General features: G+C 32.0%; 5 protein-coding genes. 3 read left to right on the plus strand and 2 right to left on the minus strand.

The window, feature by feature from the left end; translation table 11 throughout:
* Positions 1-93: 93 nt before the first annotated feature.
* Both QQZ16_RS09845 and QQZ16_RS09850 read right to left on the minus strand, forming a co-directional pair.
* Entirely contained in the window at positions 94-1548 is a 1455-nt protein-coding gene (locus tag QQZ16_RS09845; RefSeq protein ID WP_048718053.1) for a glycoside hydrolase family 1 protein, read from the minus strand.
* Between the two features lie 82 nt (positions 1549-1630).
* Positions 1631-2383, minus strand: a complete 753-nt coding sequence (locus tag QQZ16_RS09850; protein ID WP_048718051.1) for a MurR/RpiR family transcriptional regulator — start codon at positions 2381-2383, stop codon at positions 1631-1633.
* 415 nt (positions 2384-2798) lie between these two features.
* Between QQZ16_RS09850 and QQZ16_RS09855 the strand changes: the two genes are divergently transcribed.
* From QQZ16_RS09855 to QQZ16_RS09865, 3 genes are all read left to right on the plus strand, one after another.
* Positions 2799-4094, plus strand: coding sequence for a radical SAM/SPASM domain-containing protein (locus QQZ16_RS09855; RefSeq protein WP_048718049.1), 1296 nt, complete (start codon positions 2799-2801; stop codon positions 4092-4094).
* A gap of 64 nt (positions 4095-4158) precedes the next feature.
* Entirely contained in the window at positions 4159-5817 is a 1659-nt protein-coding gene (locus QQZ16_RS09860; protein WP_048718048.1) for an ABC transporter ATP-binding protein, read from the plus strand.
* 167 nt (positions 5818-5984) lie between these two features.
* Positions 5985-6356 carry a MerR family transcriptional regulator gene (locus tag QQZ16_RS09865; protein WP_031537935.1) on the plus strand — a complete coding sequence of 124 codons (372 nt, stop codon included), beginning with the start codon at positions 5985-5987 and terminating at the stop codon, positions 6354-6356.
* Positions 6357-6565 lie beyond the last annotated feature (209 nt).

Raw genomic sequence — 6565 nt, forward strand, 5'->3', positions numbered from 1 at the left:
TCAATTACTCTATTAAACTAACTATTATTGTCCCAAAAATAAAAAACAGAACTCCTTCATGAAAGGAAGAAGCACTGTTTGTAATCTCAAATACTATAACTTTTGTCCATTTGTAGCAATCACCTGTTTGTACCAGTCAAATGATTTTTTCTTTGTTCTTTCTAATGTACCATTTCCATAATCATCTTGGTCTACATAAATAAAGCCGTATCGTTTAGACATTTCAGAGGTACTTGCAGATATAAGGTCAATACATCCCCAGCTAGTATAGCCGATTAAATCTACACCCTCTTTGATCGCCTCTTTCATCTGCTCAAGATGTGCTCGCATATATGCAATGCGATAGTCATCATTAATAGAGCCATCCTCTTCTACCTTATCGTAAGCACCTAAGCCATTTTCTACGATAAATAAAGGTACTTGATAGCGATCATACATTTTCTTTAACGTAATTCGTAATCCTTTCGGGTCGATTTGCCATCCCCAATCAGATGATTCTAAGTACGGATTTTTAACTCCCGAGAAGAAGTTTCCTTTTTCCTTTAACTTATCTGGTGATCCACTCGCAACCATTGACATATAATAGCTAAATGATAGGAAGTCTACTGTATGCTGTAATAGCAGCTCCTCGTCACCTGGCAACATATCTATTTGAATATCATTTTCCTCAAAGTAGCTTAGCATAAAGCTAGGGTAGTATCCGCGCACTTGAACATCCGTGAAAAATAAATTTTTCTGATCCTCATCTAAAGCGACTAGTACATCATCAGGATTGCACGTTTCTGGATACACTTCCATCCGCGCTAGCATACAGCCAATCTGCGCATCAGGAATAATCTCATGGCATGCCTTTACCGCTCTTGCACTTGCTACAAATTGATGGTGCAATGCTTGATAGATTGCTTGTTCCTTATTCTCTACCTCATCAATTAATATACCGCTTCCAATATAAGGGGAAAGAGTGGAGATATTAATCTCATTAAAAGTTAACCAATATTTCACCTTGTCTTTATAGCGGTTCAAGACTGTTTCTGCATAATGAACAAAGAAATCAACTAAGCTTCGATCCATCCATCCATTGTATTCTTGAACTAAGTTCAGGGGTATTTCATAATGGGATAGCGTCACTAATGGCTCGATTCCATATTTAGCTAACTCGTCAAATACTCTATCATAAAATGCTAAGCCATCTTCATTCGGTTCCAAGTCGTCCCCATTTGGAAAAATACGTGGCCAAGAGATAGACATACGGAATGTTTTAAAACCCATCTCTGCAAAAAGTGCGATATCTTCTTTATAGCGATGATAAAAATCAATTCCGCGACGTTTTGGGAAGTTATCTCCATCTTTACCAGCTAATAACGCTTCCAATTCTGCTTTACTTTTTACATCCATCTCGATATCATTGCTGCGTGCTTCTTTCGGAATGAATGTAACCATATCAAAAATAGATAATCCTTTCCCGCCTTCATTATAAGCACCTTCTAATTGATTGGCAGCTGTAGCTCCACCCCATAAAAACCCTTCAGGAAATCCACTTTTCTTCATTATAATATCCTCCCTTTTCTAATCTCTATAGATAATGATACGCTTACAAAGACAAAAAAACTGGTCTCTTTTAGACCAGTTTCTAAGAAGGATACTGCTTTTGATATTGATAAACAAGGACATCAAATAACCGTAATAGCGTGTAACTACTAACTTCACTATTTTCGATATTCCCACAGTGTAAGACCTCATCAAATTCGCGCTTATGTCGCTCTGAATCCGAAAATGTAATTAATAATTTCTTTCCGTTCGCTGCCTTTATTTTATCATTTATAGACAACTCTTCTATGAGGATATTCCCTTGGATAGAAATCGTAATAATCATGTCCTCCTTTGTTAAATGTTCTAATGTCTCCAGTTGTTTAAAGAAATTTGTATTGCATTCACATAGCTTTCCAAGAAGAAATAATTGTTTTTGAAGCTCCATCGCCTGAATTTGATGTTTTTCAAAGCCTAAAATAACAATCCTTTTAGATTCATGAATTTTTTTTATAATCCGTTCTAGTTGTTCCTTCGGGATACGTTCAATGATCTCCACATTTTCCTTTAGCTTTGATTCAAATAAATCTGCATTCAACTGTTTTTCTCTCTCCTCATACATTCTACCTTGAAAAGCAACACTGTTTCGCAGATTAGAAAAATTGCGAAACCCTATTCGCTTACAAAAACAATTTATGGTAGAAGGGGCAACATTACATCTTTCCGCAGCCACCTCTAAAGAATAGCCTTCAATATCATGGATATTTTCAAGAAAACTATTGGCTATAGAATAATTGATATCTTTTTCTAAAGAATTATTTATGTAAGCTAATAAAGTATAAATCAATTGTTCCAAGTTTCCCACCTCAGGATGATCGTAACATATTTTTGTAGGGATGGTTAGGGATTTGAAAGTTTGATGAGTAATTGTTAGATTCCCACCTTCTAATAAAAATTCAAAATAATTTATTTTGTGTATATCTTATGAATATTCTCATTATATTATTTACTTTTTTTTCTAATTGTACTAAATTTACATTAATATACAAGAAAGGAGGAAATTCGAAATGAAGAAAAAAAACTTTGATATACCTACTCGTTCAAAAAATTGTATTGGAATTAATTGCGGTTAAGTTTAATCATTTTTAAAATTCCCTCACAAATATCTTAGAAACAGTGAGGGAATTTTACTTTTCATCTGATTTACATAAATGATTCACACTTAATCTAAATTACTTATTATCTCGATTTTTTAAAGGAGGAAATATTTAATGTTTATTCCAGAATATAGCATTTATATTAGTGAAGAAAATCACATACTTTTCGATCTATTAACTTTTGATATATTTGAATTAAACGAAGAATTTTATAGTGGTTTCATTAAACTCTATAAAGGTGACTCTTTGAAACTTTTACCTGACATTGAAAAATATATTCAACAAAGGGTTCCTGTGAACAGTACGTTTGATAAATTCACTCCTATCATTGATAATATTAAGCTTAATGTTTCGCATGGCTGTAATTTGAGATGCTCATATTGTTATGCTGGACAGGGGGATTATGGTGATAATAGATTATTTATGAAGGAAGTAATTGCAGAACGAGTAACAGAATTGATAGACAACTATGCTACCAGTATTAAAACTATTACTTTTTTTGGAGGAGAACCGACTCTTAATTCTAAGATGATTAAGTATTTCTGTGAAAAATATCCTCATCTAACTTTTATGATGCAGACTAATGGAACAAATTTATTAAATCCAACCATTATGAATTTAATCTTAAAGTATAATTTTAAAATTACTGTAAGTATAGATGGACCAAAAGAAATTCATGATAAGCATAGAAGAGACATTAAAAACAATCCAACATATGAAAGAATACTAAAGAATGTAAAACAAATCCAAATGAAAAATCCTAATAAAATTCTTTCCATTCAAGCAACTTATACTCCTTCTACTAATAAGCTTTATTCAAAAAAAGAAATTGCTCAAAAAATCTATAGTGATTTTGGTATATCGAATATAGCAGTTAATGATGTATGGGAAGTAGGAACATCTAATAATGTTTATAATATAAGTAAAAAAGAAATTGAAGAAGACTTTGAAGAATTTCTATATGAACAATCTTATTTTATGAGAACTAGCACAGCTGATATATTATCTTATTTCTTTTCGAAAGAAATAGATTGGTTCCACTTTTGTGAAGCTGGTTTGGAGTTACTATCTATCGACCCAAATGGAAATATTTGGCCATGTCATTTATTTGTTAATACTTCTGAAAAAATCACCAATATAGTTAACGAAGATTTAAGTTATGTCTGGAAAAAAATAATGAGTTATCCTCAAATCTTTCATTCCAAAACGAAAGAACGAAAAGAGTGTGAGATATGTATCGCTCGCTTTAGATGTATCTTATGTAAAAGAGTTGATGAAAATCCATATCAAGAGATTCGTTGTAAAAGCAAAAGGCAAGAAACAAAAATGGTATTCGATTTAATTGCAAAACACCACGATAGAATAGATGATATCGTTTCTAAATTAGATAGAATTCATAATATTATTTAATTTAATTTTCCTTAACATAAAAATTCATTTTAAAGAGAAGCAAACTTATAGGAAGGTGACTCAATTGTTAAAAAATATAAATAAAAAATGGATAATCATATTTATCCTTCTACTACCATTGGCTGCATTTGAAAATACCTTTAAAGCCTTTGTTTTTAAAGAAGTTTTCGATTATTTTGAAGCGGCGAATAAACTTCCTCTTGTAAAGTTAATCATCTTTTCCATTAGCGGTTATTTTTTGATTATGATTAGTCAAACATTATATTACTTTACTGTCCATCAGATAGTTTATATGAATATTACAGCTTTAAAACAAAGGATTTTCAAAGTGTTTATTCATTCAGATGATTTACTTCAAGAAAAGAATACCTCATCCTATGTTTCCTTTTTATTAAACGATTTAAAATTGGTTCAAACTAACTATTATGACGCCCTATTAAAAATTATCCTAAACCTAATTATATTTTTAATCTCGATTAGCGCTATTTTTTTTCTTAATAGTACGATGGCTATTCTATTAATAGTAGTATTTATCATTCCTAGTTTAGTCCCACAATTATTAAAAAAAAGAATCGTTGACCAAACAGAAGACTGGACAAATAAAAGTGAAATCTATACTGGGAAAGTGAAGGATGCTTTTACAGGTATAGATATTATTCGAGGCTACGGTATGGAAAAGCGAATGATTGAAGATCATTTAACCTACAATTCTACCGTGGAAAGAAGTTTTGCGACATTAAACAATTGGCGTATACTCTCAGATAATATTGTTGGTTTTTTTGGGATTTGTGGCTTTTTCTTTGTTAATATATATGGAATAATTCTCGCCACTAGGGGAGAGATCACGATTGGAACAGTTCTTGCCATTATTCAGCTTTCTAATACTGTCATTGCTCCAGCACTTGATTCATTGGAGGAGTATAATAAGATATTAACTACAAAAAAAATTCGCGATAGAATACAAAAATTCATAACAAATACACCCGATAAACCTACTAATCATCAAGCAATCCCTTTTAAAGATTCATTAACATGCGAGAGTCTTACCTACAAAATAGGAGATAAAATGATTCTTTCTGATTTAAACCTTGAAATAAAAAAAGGGAAAAAAATTCTTATTACTGGTCCTTCAGGTTCGGGAAAAAGCACCTTATTAAAAATTCTGCAAAAGAGAATTCAAAATTATCAAGGTACGATAAAACTTGATGGTGTTAACTTTCTAGATGTTGATGCCATTTCTTTTTATAAGACAGTATCCATGATTAATCAAAAGCCGTTCTTATTTGATGATACGTTTCGAAATAATATACTACTTGGAGAGAATTACAGTGAAGCAGATATTATGAATGCTTGTTATCGGGCTGGACTATCTGAAGTAATTTTTGATAAAGGGTTAGATTATAATGTTGGAGAAGATGGAAAGAATTTATCTGGTGGACAGAGACAGCGTATCGAAATAGCTCGAGCCTTTTTAAGAAATCGTGAAATCCTCCTTATGGATGAAGCGACATCCTCTTTAGATAGGGAAACAGCAAAAGAAATTGAACAAATAATCTTATATGATAAAGAATTAACGGTTGTATCTGTTTCTCATCATTTGGAAAAAGAAAACTTATCTGTTTATGACGAAATTATTGTTTTGATAGACGGGAATATAGTAGAATTCGGCTCTTTCGAACAACTTATGCACAGACCACATTCCTATGTGCATTTCTTAGCATGATTAGGAAGAAAATCAGAAACAAATATTTAATTAATGAAGGAAAAAGAGAAAGGGCAATAATTTGCTCTTTTTTTATTGATTTTACGAGCCCCCTCATTTGACTACTTGACTTAAACCGTAGTTTAAGTCGTATACTAATTCTGTCGACAATGAATGGAGGTCTCCGAATGAAATATTGTCATATCAGTGATGCATCAGCTAAATTTAATATTCCTGAATCAACGATAAGATATTATGAAAAGCAAGGACTGCTTCCATTAATAGAACGTGATGAAGCTGGAAGGCGGTTATTTTCCGAAAATCAAATGGAACTCCTCGGAACAGTTATCTGTTTAAAGAATACGCATATGCCTATAAAAAAGATTAAACAGTATATTGATTGGATTATAGAAGGAGACAGCACCATTCAGCTACGACTTGCAATGATGGAAAATCACAAACAAGATGTAGTCGCTGAGATATCGTTAATGGAGGAATCCCTAAAAGGAATTGATGTAAAAATTTCACGGTATACGAAAAAGATAGAGGAAAGTATATAGAAAGAAATTTAGTAGCTATATATATAGTATAAAATAATTCGAAAAGAGCATTCCTGTTAGAAGGATTTTCGGGGACTTGAACAAAAAAGAGCCCTCTTGGTATGATACGGGGTGTCAAATCGTGGACCGAAATGACCCCTAACTTAGTTAACCAAGGAGGACTCCAAAATGGATTTTAAACAAAATCAGAAAATAAATCAAGTCACCGA

This window comes from Bacillus sp. T2.9-1, from assembly GCF_950097965.1.
GTDB classification, from domain to species: domain Bacteria; phylum Bacillota; class Bacilli; order Bacillales; family Cytobacillaceae; genus Niallia; species Niallia hominis.

Bases quoted from the DNA above. Each gene is read 5' to 3' on its own strand.
- QQZ16_RS09855 (WP_048718049.1), top strand. From the start codon at position 2,799: ATGTTTATTCCAGAATATAGCATTTATATTAGTGAAGAAAATCACATA.
- QQZ16_RS09845 (WP_048718053.1), bottom strand. From the start codon at position 1,548: ATGAAGAAAAGTGGATTTCCTGAAGGGTTTTTATGGGGTGGAGCTACA.
- QQZ16_RS09865 (WP_031537935.1), top strand. From the start codon at position 5,985: ATGAAATATTGTCATATCAGTGATGCATCAGCTAAATTTAATATTCCT.